We start from the raw sequence: 17,788 nt of genomic DNA, 5'->3' as shown, positions 1-17,788 counted from the left end.
ATCCGGCACTTTCGGCATGTAAAAAGAAATAACGGGCTGACAGACAGCCCGTTATGATTTATTGTTCGAGCGGCACAACCGCATCGTGTAAAAGCTTGTTGAGGTTTTCTGTATGTTTGTTTTTCGCCTGCTCATCCCATTGGAATCGCTCGCTCATAAAATCAATAACGGCATCTTTATAGGTTTTTACCCAGTTGATATCAAAGAATAAACGTCCCGTTCTGCGGACAAAGAAATCAGCAGGTGTTGCAGTCATCTCTTCTTCTATACTGTATTCTGCCTCAGCAAGAATATGAACGGGGATGTGGCGTTTCGCGGCTTCTTCTTTCAACGCATCCACTCGGTTAAATACACGCTCTACGTTAGAGCCGTATCTGATCGCCAGCTGTTTTGCGTCTTTCTCTGATAAGCCGGCTGCGATGCCTTCTTTTGTTTTCGCGGTAACGAAGGACATGAGATTTTTTGAACCGCCGACGTGTCCTCCTGAGATTGGCATGTTTTTCGTTTTACATGGGCCGAAATCCTTTTCGCCTTCTTCTTTTAAGCGATCATTCACAAGATCGACGATGTGCTCCGCCATTTTTCTGTATCCGGTCAGCTTACCGCCGGCGATGGTGATCAGGCCTGAGTCAGATGTCCAAATCTCGTCTTTCCGTGAAATTTCAGAAGGGTCTTTGCCTTCTTCATGAATCAGCGGACGCAGCCCCGCCCAGCTGGATTCGATGTCATTCGCAGAGATATTCAGTTCCGGGAACATGTAATTGATTGAATGAATGACGTAATCACGATCCTCCGTTGTCATTCGCGGATGCTCGAGCGCCTCTTTGTAAACGGTGTCTGTAGTTCCCACGTATGTTTTGCCTTCACGAGGAATCGCAAATACCATACGGCCGTCGGGTGTATCAAAATATACCGCTTGTTTCAGCGGGAAAACAGACTGGTCAAATACAAGGTGAATGCCTTTTGTATGCTGCAGATGCTTGCCGTTTTTCGAATGGTCTTTTTCTCTGAGCTGATCGACCCAAGGGCCTGTCGCATTGACAATTTTTTTGGCGTACACTTTATATTCTTTCTTTGTCAGCATATCTTCAATTAATACGCCGACTGCTTTGCCTTTTTCGTAGAGGAGCTCCTTCACTTTGGAATAATTCACAGGCTCTGCTCCGAATTTGACCGCTTCCTTCATAACTTCGATTGTCAGTCTCGCATCGTCAGTGCGGTATTCCACATAGTATCCGCCGCCTTTTAAGCCGTCTTTTTTCACCAATGGCTCTTTTTGCAGCGTTTCTTTTCCTGAAAGCATGCTTCTTCGTTCTGATTTTTTCACACCTGCTAAGAAGTCATAAACTCTTAATCCGATAGATGTTGTAAACGAACCGAATGTACCGCCTTTATGAAACGGCAGCAGCATCCATTCCGGTGTGGTGACGTGCGGGCCGTTTTCATAAACAATCGCACGTTCTTTCCCTACTTCAGCAACCATTTTCACTTCAAATTGTTTTAAATAGCGCAAGCCGCCATGAACAAGCTTCGTTGATCGGCTTGATGTGCCCGCCGCGAAATCCTGCATTTCGCTGAGTGCGACCTTCATTCCCCTTGATGCCGCGTCAAGAGCTGTTCCCGCTCCTGTAATTCCTCCGCCGATAATAAATAGATCGTATGTTTTTTTCGTCATGTCTGTCAGCATGCGATCTCTTTCAAGACTTGAAAATTGATGTTTCATGATTGCTCCTCCTTGTTGTCACGGTAAATAGAAAAAGAGACCACAACAGCCAAAGTGCATGGTTACACTTTGGTGCTGTGGTCTCTCCTCATCTCAGGACCGTTCTTATTAACTTGTCATCAGTATATCATACTCTCATTCTATTTAAAAGCCATAGCTGCTTTCACGGCTTTTTGCCAGCCTTTATACAGCTCATTTCGTTTTTCTTCTTCTAATTCAGGTTCAAACCGTTTATCCAGATTCCACTGGTTCGCGATTTCAGAACGGTCCTTCCAGAATCCCACAGCGATACCTGCCAAATAGGCCGCGCCAAGCGCAGTTGTTTCATTAATTTCCGGACGCTCCACAGGCACATCCAGAAGATCTCCCTGGAACTGCATCAGAAAATTATTTTTCACGGCACCTCCGTCTACACGAAGCGTCTTTAGTGAAATGTTTGAATCAGCTTCCATCGCGTCAAGCACATCTTTTGTCTGATAAGCCAATGACTCCAGTGTCGCACGGATAAAATGCTCTTTTGTTGTGCCTCTTGTCAGGCCGAAAACCGAACCGCGCACGTCGCTGTCCCAGTAAGGCGTTCCCAAGCCGACAAATGCGGGAACAACATATACGCCGTCAGTTGAATCCACTTTCTCCGCATAAGATTCGCTAAGTGCGGAATCCTGAAACATTCTCAATCCGTCTCTGAGCCATTGGATGGCGGAGCCTGCGACAAAAATACTTCCTTCTAAAGCATATTCAACTTTTCCGTCAATGCCCCATGCGATTGTCGTCAAAAGCCCGTGTTCGGACTTAATTGCTTTTTCCCCGGTATTCATCAGCATGAAACATCCTGTACCGTACGTGTTTTTCCCCATGCCTTCTTCAAAGCACGCCTGGCCGAACAGTGCGGACTGCTGGTCGCCTGCCGCTCCCGCAATCGGAATATTTTTTCCGAAGAAGTGATAATCAATCGTTTCCGCATACACGTGGGAAGACGGCTTCACCTCGGGCAGCATGGATTTCGGTACATCTAAAATGTCGAGAAGCTCATCGTCCCATTTTAAATCATAAATATTAAACATCAGCGTTCTGGATGCATTGGAGTAATCCGTCACATGCGCTTTTCCGCCTGACATTTTCCAAATGAGCCATGTATCAATCGTTCCAAACAGCAGCTCGCCTTTTTCCGCTTTTTCTCTCGCGCCTTCCACATTGTCTAAAATCCACTTCACCTTCGTGCCGGAGAAATACGGATCGATTAACAGCCCCGTTTTTTCCCTGAAAAGATCATTATATCCTTTTTCACGAAGCTCCTCACAGATGCCAGACGTCTGTCTAGACTGCCAAACGATCGCATGATAGACAGGCTTTCCTGTATCCTTATCCCACACAACCGCCGTCTCACGCTGGTTCGTGATACCGATGCCGGCAATTTGAGAAGCGCTGATTCCAGATTCTGAAATGACTGATGCGATAACAGCGAGGACAGAGCCCCAAATTTCATTGGCATTATGCTCAACCCATCCTGGATGCGGGAAGTATTGTGTAAATTCCTTTTGCGCGGAGTGAACGATTTTGCCTTCTTTATTAAACAGAATCGCTCTTGAACTTGTCGTCCCCTGATCTAAGGATAAAATGTACGTTTCCATAAGATGTCTCCCCTTTGATTACATATATTTTGAATTTGATAATGTTTTAGCTGAATGTGATTTTGTATAGATATAGAGCCCTAACAATACCACAACCAATATAACGCTTACAATCCAGAAACTGCTTGTGATCTGCCCTTTAAATGCGGCGTTGTAAAATACGCCGCCGAACGAGCCGCCTAAAATCGGACCGGCTACCGGAACCCATGCGTATTTCCAGTTTGACGAACCTTTCCCCGGAATCGGCAGAAAAGCGTGTGCAATTCGCGGACCTAAATCGCGGGCCGGATTAATCGCATAGCCGGTGGTGCCCCCAAGAGAGATACCGATCGCCACAATAAGAAAACCGACGATTAAAGGATTAAGCCCTTCTGTAAACTGATTTGCCCCAATGGCCAAGATGCCAAGCACAAGTACAAATGTCCCGATCACTTCACTTAAAACGTTTCCAAAAGTATGCGGGATGCTCGGCCCTGTTGAGAAAACACCGAGCTTGGCAGCGGGATCATCCGTTGACTTCCAATGCGGCAGATAATGCAGATAGATAATCACCGCACCGATGATCGCACCGATCATTTGCGCCGCAATATAAACAGGAACCTCTTTCCACGGAAAATCTCCAACAAATGCAAGCGCTATTGTCAGCGCCGGGTTCAAATGGGCTCCGCTGATGCCGCCAACCGCATAAGCCGCCATGGCAACACCCAATCCCCATCCAAATACAATAACAATCCAGCCAGACTGGAATGAAAGCGATTTCTTTAAATTGACACCCGCACAAACACCTGCCCCAAAAATGATGAGCAGCATCGTACCGATGACTTCTCCCCAAAATGCTGTCATAGCACATTCCTCCTAAAGTCACGATTAAAAGTATGATAGAGAAGAAGAGTATAAAAAAACCACAACAAACCGCTTTACGGGTGCATAGACATTTACCGTAAAGAGCTGCTGTGGTCTCCGAGTTCTCCATCACAATGTATTAACCTAGTGCAATTGTATCAGCGGATGAAAGCGGTGTCAATCATTTCCCGTCAAAAAGTTTTCATATTTTTTCCATAATTTGGTATTAGATGTTGTGACAGCAACAGCCCCCGCTTTCAAGGCCTGTTCTACATCCTCTTCCGTACGGATGAAACCGCCGGCAAAGATGGGAATCCCCGTTTTCTCTTTTATTTCTTGAATAAGTGACGGAACGATGCCGGGCAGCACTTCAATGAAGTCAGGCTTATGCTTGCCGACAAACTCCATGCTTTTCTCCATCGCGCTGGTATCAAGCAGAAACAGGCGCTGAATCGCATAAATTTTCTTCTGCTTCGCTTTGGCAATCACGTTCGATCTTGTTGAAATAATCCCGGCGGGCTTGATGTCCTGGCAAATAAACTCTGCTCCGTATTCATCATGCTTGATCCCTTGGATAAGATCAACGTGCACCATCATGTTCTTTCCATGCTTTTGCGCCTCTCTGATCACGCCTTTCAGCTGGCCGAGATGAATATCAAGAATAACGCCGTAGGAAAATGAACTGTTTAAAAACTCATCAAATTGCTTCATATTTCGAATAGCCGGTAGAATGGGCTGATTGTGAAAACTCATCGTGTGCTCCTTTAATCAATCACTTTTATATTAAATCATCTGAAAGCTATCTTTCACCGTTTTCACGATAAAGGAAAGGTCCTCTTCTGTCAGGCAAAATGGCGGTGCGAGCTGGATGACATTGTTGTAGCCGGCGACTGTATCTCCGTTTTTGCCGATGATCAGCCCTTTTTCTTTGCATGCCGCAACCACTTGGTTTACTTTGTCGGCATCAGCCGGCTCTTTTGTCAATTTATCTTTGACGAGCTCGATTCCGATCAAAAGCCCTTTTCCTCTAACATCTCCGACTGCCGCGTGTTCTCTTAAGGCTTGAAGCTCACCTAAAAGCGCTGCTCCAAGGTCGCGGGATCGCTGAATCAGCTGTTCGTCCTCCATAATTTGCAGGTTTTTCAACGCCAGTGCACATGCAGCCGGGCTTCCGCCGAATGTGTTCACGTGGCGGAAGCGGTCGTAAGGCGCTTCCCCCTGATACGCTTCGAAAATGTCCCGCTTCACAGCAGTCGCTGACAACGGCAGATACGCGCTTGTGATTCCCTTTGCCATCGTAATGATATCCGGCTTCACGCCGTAATGCATAAATCCGAACGGCTCGCCTGTCCGTCCAAAACCGCAGATGACTTCATCGCAAATCAAAAGAGCGCCGTGGCGCCGGCAAATGTCCTCCACCTTCTTCATATAACCGTCCGGCGGCATTAAGATGCCTCCGCCTGTAATGATGGGCTCCATGATGACTCCGGCAATCGTTTCGCTTAATTCCCATGTCATGATGCGGTCGATTTCATTTGCGCTTTCAAGCGTGTCGGCATCCTCAGGGTTCCGGTATACATCTGGCGGAGCTGCATGCAGGAACCCCTGGCTTAAAGGCTCGTATTTATATTTCCGCTGCGCCTGTCCGGTTGCTGAGAGCGCTCCCAATGTGTTGCCGTGGTATGCCCTGTATCTTGAGATGAATTTATAACGGCTGTGGTCGCCGTTTTGCAGATGGTACTGGCGGGCGATTTTAAAAGCAGTTTCGTTTGCTTCCGAACCGCTGTTGGAAAAAAAGATCACATAATCGCCGCCAAGCCATTCATTCAGCTTTTCCGCCAGTTGAATCGCCGATACGTGACTTTGCGTTAATGGATAGTAAGGCAGCTCCTTTAATTGCTCGTAGGCAGCTTCCGCAAGCTCCTTTCTGCCGTAACCAATATTGACGCACCACAAACCGGACATCGCATCCAAATAGCGGCGTCCGTCTATGTCGGTCACCCAGGCCCCTTCAGCCTTTTGGGCAATCAGGCTGTCCGCTTGATGCGCTCCCTTCATGGCATGCCACACAAATTGCTCATCTTTTTGCTTTAATCCCTGATTTTGCTGAATGTTTTCCATCCCCATCATCTCCATTTCATTAGCGTTCACTAAAGTGCCAATTCAACTGAAACAGACCTTCTCTTTATGTGATGTCTTGGTGATGATTTCCCTGCCTTCAATATAAAGCCAGACGGGGTTTAGAGTCAATAAACCCCGAAAATAATAAACATCCATCCTAAAGAGGATGCAGCATCCAAAGCAGAACAGGCAAGGTGAAAATGCTCAGCATCGTGCTCGAAACAACTTGGACAGCCATTGCAATAGCAATGTGAAGCCTAGCCGTTTTCTGTATGATATAGGAAATGGTGAAAATACAGAAACTCCATAAGGCACCTCCACTATACAATTTACTTTTATTTTAAAGAAAGCACCTAAACAATTCCGCCTTTGTTTAAAAAAACCCGCCAATTCAGGCGGGTTTTTTCAGTTTATTTTTTATATTGAATATGATAAATATCACGCCGTCTGTCTTTTAGCTGGCGCACTGTACCGTTTTGGCGCTGTCTTCTGAGAATTTCCAAGTCAACATCGCCGATGACGACCATTTCGATATTCGGGTTTGTTTCGCCGACAATGCCGTCTCTGGCGAATTCAAAATCAGATGGTGCAAAAATGCCTGACTGTGCGTATTGGATATCCATATTTTCCGTTTGCGGAAGGTTTCCAACCGTCCCCGAGATGACCGTATAAATCTGATTTTCAACCGCTCTTGCCTGCGAACAGTATCTGACACGCAAATAGCCTTGGCGGTCTTCTGTACAAAACGGCGTAAAAATGATTTTTGCGCCTTTATCCGCGGCAATTCGGGCAAGCTCAGGAAATTCAATGTCATAACAGATTTGAATCGCGATTTTTCCGCAGTCCGTATCAAACACGCGAACCTGGTCTCCGGCGCTGATTCCCCACCATTTGCGTTCATTCGGTGTAATATGGAGTTTATATTGCTTTTCAATCGTTCCGTCCCGTCTGAACAGGTAAGCGATATTATAGATCTTGCCTTCCTCTTCGACAAAATGAGATCCGCCGATAATGTTGACGTTGTACTTCACGGCCAAATCAGTAAACAGGCTGATGTAGTCTTCTGTATACTCGGTAATTCTCTGTACCGCCAAGCTCGGCGACCTTTCCTCAAGGAAAGACATGAGCTGGGTTGTGAAAATTTCCGGGAACACCGCAAAATCAGATCTCGCGTCAGAAGCGACATCGACATAGTATTCTACTTGATTGGCAAATTCCTCAAAGGAATAAATTTTCTTCATTTCGTATTGAATTACACAAATTCTCACAGGAAACGCCGATTTATAATAGCGTTTTGTCTGCTGCGGAAGATAATCGACATTATTCCATTCCATCAGCGTCGCATACTTGATGGAAGCTGTATCATCCGGGAGATAATTCGGGTTGATCCGCATAAGGGTAAAGCCGTTCATCAGCTGAAAAGAAAGGACCGGATCGTAAATTTGGTGGCGTGTCACCTGTTCAACATACGCTCTCGCCGTCATTTCTTCTGCATATTTGTGATAGTTCGGAATTCGTCCGCCTATGATGATGCTTTTCAGGTTTAAGCGTCTGGCCAAGTCCTTCCTCGCTTCGTACAAACGGTGACCGATTTTCATTCGTCTGTATTTCGGATGCACCATGACCTCTATTCCGTACATATTCAAGCCATCCGGATTATGGTTGGTGATATAACCGTCATCTGTAATGTCCTGCCACGTGTGGCGGTCATCATATTCATCAAAATTAATCAGGAGACTTGAGCACGAACCGATAATTTCACCTTCGAATTCTGCACAAAACTGCCCTTCGGGAAAGTGCTCCAAATGGCTGATTAAATGCTCCCGCTTCCAAGGCTCCATTCCCGGAAAGCAGTCCTTTTGAAGATCGATAATCTTGTCGATATCTTTTTCTTCGATATTGCGGATGACCATTTTCTTTTCAAAACGGGTCAAATCTAATTTCTCAGACAATCTACTCGCTCCTTTCTAGTTTTGTGAGTTCAGATGATCAAGCAATAGGGCGAGCTCCATCTCCGCCATTGATTCAAGTCTGTGATCAAAGTCCTCAAACATCAAGGTGCCCGTTACTTTATTCGGGACAATGACACACTTCATGCCTGCTCTTTTCGCAGCAACCGATCCATTGACAGAATCCTCAAACGCGAGACATTCCGATGGCGATACGCCAAGGTTCTTTGCCGCCAATAAATACAGTTCAGGATTCGGCTTTACCTCTTCCACATCATCCGCGGTTTGAATGACCTCAAAATCATCAAACAGGCCGATTTGCTTCAAATGGCCTGACACCCATTTATAATCAGAGCTGGAGGCGAGGCCTACTTTTAAGCCTAAATCCTTTGCCGCATTCAAATACGCTTCAACACCCGGCCGCGCTTTTTCGGTTTCCATGCGTTTCGCAAACCGTTCTCTTCTCAATTTTGTCAGCTGTTCATGGTTTAGCTTTTTACCGATCTGCTCTTCTAAATATTCAAAAGGCCGAAATCCTGCGGCTGTTCCGATAACCTTTCCCCAAACAGACAGCGGCAGGACAGAGCCGTGCTCCTCAAATATTTCCTGAAGGACTTCATATTCGTGTGTTTCTGTATCCAGAATCAGTCCGTCAAAATCAAAAATTAACGCTTTAATCACTGCGTACAACTCCTTTAGTCCAAATTGAGACATATGTATACACTCACTATACCCCGAAACATGCCTGCTTTCAAAAAGTAAGGTTTATGTGAAGAAAGAGCCTGCACATCGCAAGCTCTTTCGTATTAATGAATGTTTTGATGAGAAATGTTTGTCAGCGCTTCTCCCGCAGACTCGTTCGACATCTGATTGACTGCCAGGTCTCCAAGCGCAACGATCCCGACTAGATTGTTTTGATCTACAATAGGAAGGCGGCGGATTTGGTGCTGGGCCATCAGCTGTGACGCGTCTTCCAGGCTCATATTAGGATTTCCCGATACGAGGTCTGTTGACATCACTTCTGAAACGGGTGTCTGGCCATCTCGGCCCTGAGCTGTAGTTCTTAATGCAATGTCACGGTCAGTCAGCATTCCTTTTAAAACACCTTGCTCTACCACGGGGATTGCCCCGACGTTATGCTGTTTCATGAGAGAAGCCGCTTCCTGAATCGTTTGATTCGGAGAAACGGTTGCCACCTGCGTTGTCATTGTATTTTTTACTGAACCCATTGTCAGCACCCCTTTCAATCATTAGTATGTTCAGCCACGCGCCGATTAAAAAGGGAGTTAGAGGAAAGATTTTATGATATGATTTCTCTGATGCAAAGAAGAGCTTTTCTGAAAATGGAAAAGCTCTTGCTGCCTGATTATATCAGCCTTCTGTGACCGAAAAAGGCTTTGTTTGTCTTCGTTTGAAAGTCAGAAAAAGCAAATGGAAAATAAATCCCAAAATCATTCAGCATCTTGCTGTTTTTTTCAAACATCGCCTGATCACCCAAATCAGAGTGCAGCGAAGGCTTTGTCAGGATAATATGTATCATTTGCAGACAAGCCATAATTTGAAATGCTTCTTTTAATGTTCCTTGGTAATAATGGTTATTTAAAGACAGAACGCCTTTCTTTTTAAAGCGCTGAATGTCCAGTTCGGAGAAATAAAGAGGAAACACATCATGGATCAGCTCCATTGACAGCTCCTTGATAAAGCTCTCCTGTTCTGCAGTTGCTGCGTTCACAATTCTCACGTCAATCACCTTTCTTGCCATCGAATATCCTAAGTCTTACTCAAGAATAGCACAGAAAAAAACACGAAAGCTAAGGTAAGTGTTTCCTATGAGAAACAACGGCCTTCCGCTGCGAAAAGGAGCCATTTGACATGAAACAAAAAGGCAGAGGACTTGAGCTCCTCATCAATGACAAACAGGTTGGCCAATGGCTGTTTGCTGTACTGAAAACAGCGCTCAAAGCCTCTAAACCCGTTATTCAAGACTGGATGTCCCATCATCAGATAAAGGTTAATCACGAAGCCGTTATCAATAATGTGATCGTACAAAAGGGAGACCGCGTGTTCATTGATCTTCAGGAAAGTGAAGAATCCTCCCTCATACCTGAGTATGGAGAGCTTGATATTTTATTTGAAGACAATCACATGCTCATCGTCAACAAACCTGCGGGTATAGCCACACACCCGAATGAAGAAGGCCAAACCGGCACACTGGCTAATTTGATCGCATACCATTATCAGGTGAATGGTGAAACATGCAAGGTGCGCCACGTCCATCGTCTTGATCAGGATACATCTGGCGCAATCGTTTTTGCCAAGCATCGTTTGGCACACGCCATCCTGGATCAGCAGTTAGAGAAAAAGACGCTGAAGCGTACGTATACCGCCATCGCTGAAGGAAAGCTAAAGACAAAAAAAGGGACAATTGATTCACCGATCGGCAGAGACAGATCACACCCGACTAGACGCCGGGTTTCACCCGGCGGACAAGCAGCCGTCACTCATTTCAAGGTGATTGCCAGCAATGCGAAAGAGCGGCTGTCACTCGTTGAATTAGAGCTGGAAACAGGCAGAACACATCAAATCCGTGTTCATATGGCGAGCATCGGCCATCCGCTGACAGGAGACTCGCTTTACGGAGGCGGGAACAAGCTGATAAACAGGCAGGCGCTCCACGCCAAAAAGGTTCAAGCGGTTCATCCTATAACAGGCGAGCTGATTGTTGCAGAAGCGCCTTTCCCAGTTGATATTGAAAGCCTTTGCCGCACATATTTTTCATGAAGAAAAGCCGCAGAAATAGCCTGCGGCTTTTTAAGTGATTCGTTTTCCGTATATAATATAGCGCTTCGGGGCATTGCCGACATATGAAAACGGATAGCAGGTCGTCAGAATGAGCTCTTCCTTTTCATGCTGGAGCGTAATAATGGAAGTGTCATCCTTATCGACAATTTTTGTTTTTACAATTTCATATGTGAAATCTCCGTATGACAAGAGAATACGAAGCCGGTCCCCCTTTTCCAGTTCTCCCGTCCGGCGAAACACGGTATCCCGGTGTCCCGACAGCACAATTTGCCCGTTTTCATCAGGATAATAGCTGTCCTTGTAATGCCCGACGCCTTTTTCTAAATCATCAGCATCGGTGCCCTCCACGATCGGTAGCTCTGCATTGATTTTCGGTATTTCCAAAATGCCGCTCGCTTGTCCGGTTTCTGGCTTAAATGATGCTTTGTTCTTCGCCTGATCTGCGCCTCTGTTTCGTACCAGAAGCTTTCTGCGGTTTTTCAGCCGCCAGTTTTGCTTCTTTTAGTGTCTGTTCGGTCTTCATATTCGTATCAATCAATTGAAGGCCCCCATAGCCTGTGATCATAAGCCCGGCCGCAATGATGATGAGTGGAATAACCTTTTTCACGTTCTGGAGGCGCTCCTTTTTCTTCTGACATATAGATAAGTTCCCGACAATGCCCCTGCCGCACCGATTACCATAAAGTTATAGTAGCCCGCTGATGTATTCGGCAGCTGATGATCAGATCCGCTTTCCGCAGTCTCCTTTTGTATAGGCAATGTGCTGATCTTGCCGTCAGTGTCAGCATTTTTGTCACCCCTCGGTATCTCGCCTAATCTCAAAATGGCTGACGGCGGCAGCTGATGAACCGGCCCAGTGCCCGGAGTCTCTTTTATATCAGTCTGATCCTCTCTTGGCTCTGGGTACTCTTTAACCGGCTGCTCCATTCCCGGGTCGTCTCCCGGCTCTTCTGTTACAGGGTCTTCAATGTCACTGGCTTCAGCCAGCTTAATTCTTCCCTCTTTTGTATACGCAATCGGTTTATCAAAGCTCTTCACGTACTCAACTGTCGCGTCCAAATCCTCAGGTCCTGTCACCGGATTTTTCCCCAGCAATCCGATCGGCTGATATTTGGCACCTGTCGCAGTCGCCATAAAATTGTTGACTGTCAATGTGTATGTGGCATCTGGCTGAATCTCGGTGCCATCCGGCAATTTCATATCGACAGCTTTTCCGGTTTCTTTATCCCACGTATACGTAAACCCGCTGATGCTGTAGTCAGGCCCAAAAACCGGCGAGATTTGCGCATTAATAATCTCTCTTAAATCTTTTCCTTTAATCTCAAGCTTCGTTAACACGTTTCCGAACGGCTGGATATTGTAAAGATCTCCCCACGTAATGGGGCCCTTTTTCAGCGTTTCACGTATACCGCCGCCATTCATAAGAGCAAAATCTGTTTTCATGGCCGCTCGCATGCCATCCGCAATCAGGTTTCCAAGAGGCGTATCACCGTCATTCGAATACCCCCCTTCCATATCCACGGCCGCTTCACCGACAACCTCGCTGATAATCGGTTCAGCAAGGGTTTGGTATTTCTGTAAAATGGCTGACGCGCTGGCATCCGGTTCTATTTTACTTTGATCGACATATACGATTTCCGCCGACTTTTTGACAATGTCTTTTGTCGTTTTATCGATTTCTACATCAACAACACCCATCGCTTTTCCATATTCAGACGCCTGAACAATCAGTTTTCCATTCACTTCACCGTTAACAACCTTATGATTATGGGCTGCAAAAATGACGTCGATTTCAGAATCTGCTTTGTTTGCAAGATCAGCAGATTCACCGGTAATCGCGGTGCCATTTTGTTCGGCTGACATATGTGCGAGAACCGCTATGGCCTTTACTCCTTTTTTCTTCAGCTCTGCGGCAGCCTCATTCACCGCAGCTGCTTCATCTGTAAACTCGATATTTTTGATTCCGTCAGGCATGACCATGCCCGCCGCCGACTGTGTAACAACACCGATAAAAGCCACGGGTATGCCCTCTACGTTTATGATGTCATATGCCGGCAAAAAGGGCTCTCCTGTAGATTTCATTTTACAATTGGCGCATACAAGGGGGAAGTTCTGTCCATCATATCCGCTTGTCCCATTCGGATGATCTCCGCCCTTTAAGATCCTCAGCAGTTCATCCGTACCTTCATCGAACTCGTGATTGCCGACGGTTCCGACATCAAATCCGATGTCTTCCATCAATTCTACAGTCGGTTCATCTTGAAGAAGAGATGAAACTGGAGAGCTGCCTCCGATCATATCTCCCGCGTGAACAATCAGCGTGTTTTTCTTTTCGGCCTTTTTTTCTTTCAAATATGCGGCGGCATAGTCCATGCGTCCAAATGTGCCGTCTGCCGATCCGTTGCCATCAAGATCCAGCTCATATTGCTGATCGATTTTGCCATGCAAATCATTCATGCTGAGAATTCTAAGCGGCACATTTTCTTGCGGTGCAATTTGTCTCTTTTTATATCCTGCGTTCTCAGCTTCACTTGCTGAGGCGAAGAAAATTCTGTTTTCCACAGCTACCTGCTGCCAGTCAGCCGGCTGCACATACGTTTTATTTGACGAATCTCCCACATATCTTGTCAGGCCTTTTCCCTGTTCTCTGGCTCTAAATTCAAACGGCATTTCGATAAGAGGATCTTCTTCATTCCAAATTCCTTTTTGCTCTTTTTTCGCAACGGCTACGGCAGCCTGAAACTGCTGGTAATCCTCTTTGTTGTCAACCGGCCAAATAAAATACGTTGGGGCATAGCCATTTTTCACAAGCTCTAGGTTTACGTTTGAACCTGATTCGGTTATGACCTGCCCGAGAAGTCTGCCATAGCTGTCCTTGGCTTCACTTCCGACCTTAACAGTAATTTTATCTCCCGGAGACAGAACCGTTTTTAGATAGTCAGATGCTTTTTTGCCGAATTTCAATTGATTTTCGTCCGCTTCATTTTTTGGTGTGTGATACGTTTCAGGGGTATCTACATTTACAAACCGGATTTTTGTCGTTCCAAGTACCGGGGATTTGAGATGAATGGTATCGCCGTCAACAACCCGGTCAACAATACCTTCATATTCCCCCTCTGCAGACGGAGATGCGGGCTGCTTTTCAAGCAGCTTCAGGTCGGATGATTTTCGCGGAAGCAGCTGAAAGGATTGATATCTGCTTAGCACACCGGTAAATTCGTACCATTTGCCCTCATCAAGTTCGTCTATCACTCCTGTTTCATTCATAATCCTGAGCGTTATGGCAAGGTGGTCTTCATCAATTATCGTTACATTGTAACCGCCGCCGGCAGGTGAATTTGGAATTGAGGAAACAAACGCTTTTAGCGTCACAAGGCGGCCTTCAAGCTGATCACCCAGACTGCTGTTAACCAGTTCATTGATTGTTGAAAGTTTAGGAGCGGGGAGCGATTGGTTTGGCTGGTGGACTTTGATGCCTGATGTATTTGGAATAATTTCTGTCAACCCTTGGTATGTCGTGATTTTCCCTGTCACCGTGATATCCATGCCTTCTTTTAATTCAGGAAATTGCCCAGGTACAGACGAATAAATGTTAATGCCCCCGGTTCCATCCTGCATAAAGGTCGACAGCTTTCCGCCTCCGATCGCGCTTTGATCAGCAGTGACGACCCCTTTTATCGTTACTTCTTCATTCAGCCGTCCCCGTGCTTCATGTATTGTGACGGGCTGTCCTGCCGGCGGAGTTTTCGTGTCATCAGCCGCGTTCATCGACTGAACGTTCTTAAGCCCTGTCGTATTAAAGTAATTTTCAAGCTGTCCTTGAACAGTTATCTTTTTTCCAAGAAGAAGCGGATTGGTTTGCAGTCCAAATTGACTTCTGAAGGCGGAGGGGATTTGCACAGGAAGGATGCGATTAGGCGATGTCTCGTTTTTACTGTCTGCCAGCGCGACGTTATAATCATTTGAAAAAGGACTTGTCAGCTTATAATGTTGCGGGGAAACAGCCTGTCCGACGGCATATCCTTCGACAAGCGCCTGTCCTTCTTTTTGCTCTATCGCCTTATCAACCGATATCGGCTGTTGCGGTTCAGCTGCCTTTACAGTTTCACACGTGTACATCACATTCAAAAACACCATTACCGTGATCAGCACAATATGCAGAATACGCCTCATCATATTTCCTCCCTTAATATACACATTATGACAACGACTTTGTCTGCTTATCATTTCGACAGGCAGCATATAATTCCTTTCAGGCTTCTGCATAAAACGCGGCAGACTGACACAAAATACAGCTGATCTGAAAAAAAAGGAGGAAATCGGTTTGGATCAGTTAAATCAGCAGCAATCCCAAATGAACAAAGGCATCCCTGGCAAACCGCATAAAAACCACGGCGGACATGAAATGTTTGATATGCACGAGGTGCTTTCCGGAACACTTACTGTGCTTGATCAGTTTATGATGCTGAGACAATTTTGTAAGGATCAGGAATTATTAAACATCCTTGATCGTCAACATCAATTTATTACGTCTCAATATAACTTAACTGCAGAATGCTTCAAAACAGGAAGCGAACCTTCACAAAAAACAGCAACTTACATGATGAAGGAAGACAACCAGACTGTTTACGGCATGCAGCCGTCACAACCTAAAAAACCGGTTCAATCCATGAATGATATTGATGACAGTATTATTAGCCGACAAATGCTTTGCGCTGTTAAAGCACAGGCTTCTATGCTGACAATGGCTTCACTGGAAATGACAAACCCAGCCGTAAGACGCGTACTGTCCGCGCAAATTCAACAGTATGTTGAAATGGCTTTTGAAATTTTCCTATACCAAAACAAGCACGGCTATTACCAAGTTCCTCAGCTAGATGCACAGGATATGGAACAATTGAGAAATTCATTTGCTCCGGCACAAGGTCAAATGCCGCCAACTCAAGGCGGTATGGGCCAGCAAGGACTTCATTAATCAAAAAGGCATTGGATAGATACTATCCAATGCCGCCCTGTTTTCTTCAAATGTGTTCTTAAAATCTTTTTCAAATTGATCAAGGCTTTCCTTTGTTGCCGATTTAAATCCTTTTTTAAAGTCTCCTTTTTTTGCCGTTTCCTTTATCATTTCTGAAATAATGTCTTTCCCGTATTTTTCCGTCAGCTCATTGATCATATAAAAGCTTTGCAAATAGACATCTGTGTCATATTCGGTTCGTGCTTCCTGCCAGTCTTGATCTGTCTGCAAACGGTCAAAGGGCACGACAGAAAACGAGATCGGATCTATGAGCAATTCATAGTTCGCGATCCACTCGCTTAATCCTTCGTGAAACCATAACGGAAATTCATCAGGATCAGCTTCAAGCTCCTTCAATTTCTGGTGAAACGCATGGTGAGTGTATTCATGTATCAACAATCTCTGGTACAAATAAACCGCTACCTCATCACCTTCTAAAAGCTTCTTTTTCTCTTCAGGCAACAATCCGATCAGCTGCTCCCGCTCAGAATAAAAACCGACTACATCCAATAAACCGGAGTAAGCCTCCATCTGTTTTTCGTTAGGAAAAAAAATAATATCAATAGGCTTTTGACTCGAATATCCAATCATAATCTGATTAATTCTGACTGCATATTCAAGCGTTTCTTTCGTCAATGGCAGTAAGGACTTTTCCTTAGAAGTGTAATAAATATCGGCCTGTTTGAATGACTCTTTCTTCATGTGCTTCGTCACTTGTTCTTTTGTTATACCAGATGCCTGCCCTGGCAAAGACAGTATATACATCGTGCTTGATACGATGGCCGAGCTTACAGCCAGCATCACAAGGACTCCGCACAGGAATAGAGCGGATGCCGCACGCTTTCCTATGCCATCCCGCAAACGTCTCCCTCCCTGAGCCGGTCCGTCTTGTACCTTTTATTTTTACTCTATGCAGCCTGAGTTCACGGTGTGTCATTAACGCAAAGAAAAAGCCGCACAAATTATGCGGCTTTTTTTCATTTATTCAGCTTGCGGGAATACACGCTGCACTGTTTCACTGAATTCATCGAAGAATCCTGCAATCGGATCGCCATTTTGTATCCGCTCGCCATATCCCTGCATGCGGTCCACAAAATCAGGATTCGCAGACACATAAACATTATCCATGTTTTTATCAGTGTCTCTCACTTTATCAGAAATTTTCTTTTTGAGATCTTTTCCAACTTCTTTATTTCCATTTGTTAATACAACCGCAACATACGCTTGATTTCCTGCAACAATCACATTTGCATGTTTTACTTCTTTCATCTCTGTGATTTTATCGGCAGCGTCGTCAGCAACTTCTAATTTACGGTTATCATTATCGTTTTTGTTGCCGTTATCATTATTGTTGACATTGTCAGTTACATTATTATCGACATTGTCACGATTATCATTGGCATCGTTAATATTTCTTGTGCCATTATCGTTCACCGGATTGCGGTAGTTAACATTTTCTGGTTCTAAATTATCACGTCTGCCCTCACCCTGATTGGCCATTCCGCAGCCAGTCATAAGCAAAGGGATAAGAAGCATGGACGCAAGGACTTGTTTTTTTCCAAGCATGTGAATTCCTCCTTTATCACTTTACCTATAGGTTTTTCTAACTGGCTTTAATTATGCAAGTAAATCTGAAGGAAATGCTTTCCCGGGAAATAAAACGGTTAATTTGTCTAATGAGGGGGAAAATATGAATACACTACAA

The 17,788-nt window shown here is 45.2% G+C and carries 13 protein-coding genes and 2 pseudogenes; 2 read left to right on the top strand and 13 right to left on the bottom strand.

Annotated elements, in window-relative coordinates; genetic code table 11:
• Positions 1-58: 58 nt before the first annotated feature.
• The 9 genes from glpD to EFK13_RS05255 form a co-directional block, all read right to left on the bottom strand.
• Positions 59-1,726 carry a glycerol-3-phosphate dehydrogenase gene (glpD, locus tag EFK13_RS05295; protein WP_129506268.1) on the bottom strand — a complete coding sequence of 556 codons (1,668 nt, stop codon included), beginning with the start codon at positions 1,724-1,726 and terminating at the stop codon, positions 59-61.
• Between the two features lie 137 nt (positions 1,727-1,863).
• Positions 1,864-3,354, bottom strand: coding sequence for a glycerol kinase GlpK (glpK, locus tag EFK13_RS05290; RefSeq protein WP_129506269.1), 1,491 nt, complete (start codon positions 3,352-3,354; stop codon positions 1,864-1,866).
• 18 nt (positions 3,355-3,372) lie between these two features.
• Entirely contained in the window at positions 3,373-4,197 is an 825-nt protein-coding gene (glpF, locus tag EFK13_RS05285; RefSeq protein WP_103746954.1) for a glycerol uptake facilitator protein GlpF, read from the bottom strand.
• A gap of 177 nt (positions 4,198-4,374) precedes the next feature.
• Positions 4,375-4,950, bottom strand: coding sequence for a glycerol uptake operon antiterminator GlpP (gene glpP / locus EFK13_RS05280; protein WP_129506270.1), 576 nt, complete (start codon positions 4,948-4,950; stop codon positions 4,375-4,377).
• Between the two features lie 30 nt (positions 4,951-4,980).
• Entirely contained in the window at positions 4,981-6,333 is a 1,353-nt protein-coding gene (locus EFK13_RS05275) for an aspartate aminotransferase family protein (protein WP_129506291.1), read from the bottom strand.
• A 395-nt stretch (positions 6,334-6,728) separates the two neighbouring features.
• Positions 6,729-8,270, bottom strand: a complete 1,542-nt coding sequence (locus EFK13_RS05270; protein ID WP_129506271.1) for a bifunctional GNAT family N-acetyltransferase/carbon-nitrogen hydrolase family protein — start codon at positions 8,268-8,270, stop codon at positions 6,729-6,731.
• Between the two features lie 15 nt (positions 8,271-8,285).
• Positions 8,286-8,948 carry an HAD family hydrolase gene (locus tag EFK13_RS05265; RefSeq protein WP_129506272.1) on the bottom strand — a complete coding sequence of 221 codons (663 nt, stop codon included), beginning with the start codon at positions 8,946-8,948 and terminating at the stop codon, positions 8,286-8,288.
• Positions 8,949-9,073: 125 nt separating this feature from the next.
• Positions 9,074-9,496: a CBS domain-containing protein gene (locus EFK13_RS05260; RefSeq protein WP_064813588.1), complete on the bottom strand. Its 423-nt coding sequence runs from the start codon at positions 9,494-9,496 to the stop codon at positions 9,074-9,076.
• Positions 9,497-9,633: 137 nt separating this feature from the next.
• A complete protein-coding gene (locus EFK13_RS05255; RefSeq protein WP_129506273.1) occupies positions 9,634-10,029 on the bottom strand; it encodes a YhcU family protein in 396 nt (131 codons plus the stop codon).
• A gap of 110 nt (positions 10,030-10,139) precedes the next feature.
• On the opposite strand from EFK13_RS05255, the gene EFK13_RS05250 reads away from it, so the two are divergent.
• Positions 10,140-11,048 carry an RluA family pseudouridine synthase gene (locus EFK13_RS05250; protein ID WP_129506274.1) on the top strand — a complete coding sequence of 303 codons (909 nt, stop codon included), beginning with the start codon at positions 10,140-10,142 and terminating at the stop codon, positions 11,046-11,048.
• Between the two features lie 30 nt (positions 11,049-11,078).
• Here the strand turns inward: EFK13_RS05250 and srtA are convergent.
• Positions 11,079-11,676 (bottom strand): annotated as a pseudogene (srtA, locus tag EFK13_RS05245) (sortase SrtA).
• Positions 11,673-15,242 (bottom strand): sortase-dependent nonspecific endonuclease YhcR, encoded by a 3,570-nt coding sequence (gene yhcR, locus EFK13_RS05240; RefSeq protein ID WP_487249736.1) that lies wholly within the window; start codon positions 15,240-15,242, stop codon positions 11,673-11,675. The pseudogene srtA and the gene yhcR overlap by 4 nt, the downstream one beginning before the upstream one ends.
• 151 nt (positions 15,243-15,393) lie before the next feature.
• Here yhcR and EFK13_RS05235 point away from each other — a divergent pair, with 151 nt between their 5' ends.
• Positions 15,394-16,044 carry a spore coat protein gene (locus tag EFK13_RS05235; protein WP_129506276.1) on the top strand — a complete coding sequence of 217 codons (651 nt, stop codon included), beginning with the start codon at positions 15,394-15,396 and terminating at the stop codon, positions 16,042-16,044.
• Here the strand turns inward: EFK13_RS05235 and EFK13_RS05230 are convergent.
• Both EFK13_RS05230 and EFK13_RS05225 read right to left on the bottom strand, forming a co-directional pair.
• Positions 15,976-16,944, bottom strand: a pseudogene (locus tag EFK13_RS05230) (gluzincin family metallopeptidase). The gene EFK13_RS05235 and the pseudogene EFK13_RS05230 overlap by 69 nt on opposite strands.
• A gap of 120 nt (positions 16,945-17,064) precedes the next feature.
• The gene (locus EFK13_RS05225; RefSeq protein WP_129506277.1) at positions 17,065-17,649 is read right to left on the bottom strand and encodes a YhcN/YlaJ family sporulation lipoprotein; all 585 of its coding nucleotides are present in this window, start codon (positions 17,647-17,649) and stop codon (positions 17,065-17,067) included.
• Positions 17,650-17,788: the final 139 nt, after the last annotated feature.

This window comes from Bacillus cabrialesii, assembly GCF_004124315.2.
GTDB lineage: Bacteria > Bacillota > Bacilli > Bacillales > Bacillaceae > Bacillus > Bacillus cabrialesii.
This window is presented reverse-complemented; position numbering and strand designations above follow the sequence as displayed.

Coding starts and splice junctions, on each gene's coding strand:
- glpK (WP_129506269.1), bottom strand. CDS start 3,354: ATGGAAACGTACATTTTATCCTTAGATCAGGGGACGACAAGTTCAAGA.
- glpF (WP_103746954.1), bottom strand. CDS start 4,197: ATGACAGCATTTTGGGGAGAAGTCATCGGTACGATGCTGCTCATCATT.
- glpP (WP_129506270.1), bottom strand. CDS start 4,950: ATGAGTTTTCACAATCAGCCCATTCTACCGGCTATTCGAAATATGAAG.
- EFK13_RS05275 (WP_129506291.1), bottom strand. CDS start 6,333: ATGGAGATGATGGGGATGGAAAACATTCAGCAAAATCAGGGATTAAAG.
- EFK13_RS05260 (WP_064813588.1), bottom strand. CDS start 9,496: ATGGGTTCAGTAAAAAATACAATGACAACGCAGGTGGCAACCGTTTCT.
- EFK13_RS05255 (WP_129506273.1), bottom strand. CDS start 10,029: ATGGCAAGAAAGGTGATTGACGTGAGAATTGTGAACGCAGCAACTGCA.
- EFK13_RS05250 (WP_129506274.1), top strand. CDS start 10,140: ATGAAACAAAAAGGCAGAGGACTTGAGCTCCTCATCAATGACAAACAG.
- yhcR (WP_487249736.1), bottom strand. CDS start 15,242: ATGAGGCGTATTCTGCATATTGTGCTGATCACGGTAATGGTGTTTTTG.
- EFK13_RS05225 (WP_129506277.1), bottom strand. CDS start 17,649: ATGCTTGGAAAAAAACAAGTCCTTGCGTCCATGCTTCTTATCCCTTTG.